We start from the raw sequence: 2,448 nt of genomic DNA, 5'->3' as shown, positions 1-2,448 counted from the left end.
TGAGGTGGCGCCGGTTCTCCGTACAGTTTGGCGGCTTGGCTAAGGTTGGTTCGGGTTCAGATTACGCCGCCAGTTTGTGCTCAGGGTTGGCCCTATCCGGGGCGAGCCCCGGATAGGGCGGCGCCTGGATTTGTCCATAGGCCTCGTCGGGGGTGGCCCCGGCAAGGGCCGAGTGGGGCCGGTTGGTGTTGTAGTAGCCGATCCACTTGGTGAGCCCGGTCCGCAGCTCCGATCCGGTCTCGAAGGCGTGGATATAGACGCACTCATATTTGAGGCTTCGCCAGAGCCGCTCGATGAAGACATTGTCCATCCAGCGGCCGCGGCCGTCCATGGAGACCCGCACGCCGGCGTCCTTCAGCACGTCGACGAAGCGGGGGCTGGTAAACTGGCTGCCCTGGTCGGTGTTGAAGATCTCCGGCGTCCCGTAGCGGGCCAGGGCCTCCTCCAGGGCCTGGATGCAAAACTCTGCGTCCATGCTGTTGGAGAGCCGCCAAGACAAGACCTTCCTGGTCGCCCAGTCCATCACCGCCACCAGGTACAGGAAGCCCCGCCGCATCGGGATGTAGGTGATGTCGGCGCACCAGACCTGGTTCGGCCGGTCGATGGTCAGGCCGCGCAGCAGGTACTTGTAGGCCCGGTGCTCGGGGTGCGGGATCGTTGTGCGCGGCTTCTGATAAATCGGCGCCAGGCCCATCTTGGCCATCAGCCGACGCACCCGCATCCGGCCCACCTCATAACCCTGGCGGCGCAGATGCCGGGCCATCTGGCGCGAGCCGTACCAGGGCGTCTCCAGGAACGCCTCGTCGATCAGCCGCATCAGCGCCAGGTTCAGCGGGGTCTCACCCGCCGGCTGGTAGTAGAAGGCCGACCGGCTGATCGACACCAGGGCGCACTGGCGCTGGATCGACAGCCGGGGATGCTCGGGCTCGATCATCTGCCGCCTCCGGTCCAGGCTCAACGACCGAAGGCCTTGGCTAAAAAATCCCGCTCCACCACCAGCTGCCCGATCTTGGCGTGCAGCTTATCGATCTCGCCCTCCCGGGCGCCCTCGCTCGCCTCGGCCCTGCCGGAGAACACCCCGGAAAGACCCTCGATCGCCTGCTTCCGCCACGCCGCGATCATCGTCTGATGGACGCCGTGTTTCGTCGCCAACTGCGACAGGGTCAGCTCACCCTTCAACGCCTCCAGCGCCACCTTGGCCTTAAAATCAGCCGTGTACCGCTTCCGCTTCCCAGTCATAAAGTCCGTCCTTCATCGAGGTCGAACCTACCTTAGCCAACTGTCCGAATTTCCGGCGCCACCTCAATATGAATCTGCAGGAAGTATGAGACCAGCTCAATCGGACTCTCGCTGTCCGGCATCGGCCTGGGGCGCCTTACAAGGATGATTGTCGGCAGCGGCGCTATGCCGGTCAGCTCCGGATCTGCGGCTTCAGCCAGCGCAATCATCGCCCGCTTGAACTGCTCATCGACGCCAAACCTTTCTGCTTGAACCTGGAAGCTCGGCAAATCGATCACGTCATCGGGGCGGAACACATCGTGGATGCGATCACTACCTTCGACCGCAGCATCGGCGTGAAGAACGAGGGCGAGCCCGAACTCCACACCCTCACGTGTCGGGCACCGACCTATAAACTGCCTGGCGCCTGACTCGATGCTCACTCGCTGGCACAGGCGCCCGTAATACGCTGCGGTATTGCCTGTCTTCCTATCGTTGAAGGTGCGGCGGTAGACCGTCGACATGAAATTGTAGCCCGCCTTGGCACGCACGAACGTCCGGACCTCATCGGCATCGCAGTTCACGAAGTCCCGAACCAAGTCGCGGCGCATCGGCTCCCACGTCGATCCCAGGCTCAGGGCATCAGACGCAGCTCGTCCAAGCCAAAGCTTGAGCTGATCCACCATCCCAATGAGGCCTCGCGAGGCGACGAATTCGTCCAGATCGCCGAAGACGATGCACGGCACCGGTCGACTGTCGGAAGTTCGTTGCGGCTGGAAGTGCGCGTGCTGGAAGCTGAAGTCGTGCCGTAGCGACGGCAGCGGCGCTGAAGACGGGAATTTTGACGTGAAGTCGAAACGTACTCGCTCTACAGGCAAGACGCCTGTCGGGCTCGCGCCGTCGATCTTCCATCGATCTCCGAAGCCAAGGTCGATATCAAACTCGATAACGGCCGTTAAATCATCGACCTTGGTTCCCGCGACATGAACTACGTCGGGGTGGGACGTGATCTCCTGAAAGGCGAGTTGGATCGCAATGCGGTCCATCTCTCTACCCGTGCGGTACAGGCTTGGAGCCGACGACAGCAGGGTGCGCATTCCAGTGATCGTGGGCGCCTATTCCACGCGATGGTGGGCGCCAGTTCCACGTGATCGTGGGCGGTCTGGAGGCTGACCGACGGCGGCTATGGAGTCAGTCGCTGAGGGTGGCGTCAAGGGCGCGGCGGCCAGT

The 2,448-nt window shown here is 62.8% G+C and carries 2 protein-coding genes; both read right to left on the bottom strand.

Translation table 11 applies throughout. The features are described 5' to 3' along the window. Positions 1–61: 61 nt before the first annotated feature. Positions 62–1,239, bottom strand: a protein-coding gene (locus tag Q8N19_RS00010; protein ID WP_305587612.1) for an IS3 family transposase whose coding sequence is annotated in 2 segments (ribosomal slippage) — positions 62–975 and positions 975–1,239 — 1,179 coding nt in all. Because the reading frame shifts where the segments join, the coding sequence is not laid out codon by codon here. A 32-nt stretch (positions 1,240–1,271) separates the two neighbouring features. Continuing rightward, positions 1,272–2,315, bottom strand: a complete 1,044-nt coding sequence (locus Q8N19_RS00005) for a hypothetical protein (RefSeq protein WP_305587611.1) — start codon at positions 2,313–2,315, stop codon at positions 1,272–1,274. Positions 2,316–2,448: the final 133 nt, after the last annotated feature.

The sequence above is a fragment of the Phenylobacterium sp. genome (assembly GCF_030693405.1).
In the GTDB taxonomy this organism is placed as follows: Bacteria; Pseudomonadota; Alphaproteobacteria; order Caulobacterales; family Caulobacteraceae; genus Phenylobacterium.
The sequence above is the reverse complement of the archived record's forward strand: the minus strand, read 5'-3'. Positions and strand labels throughout refer to the sequence as shown.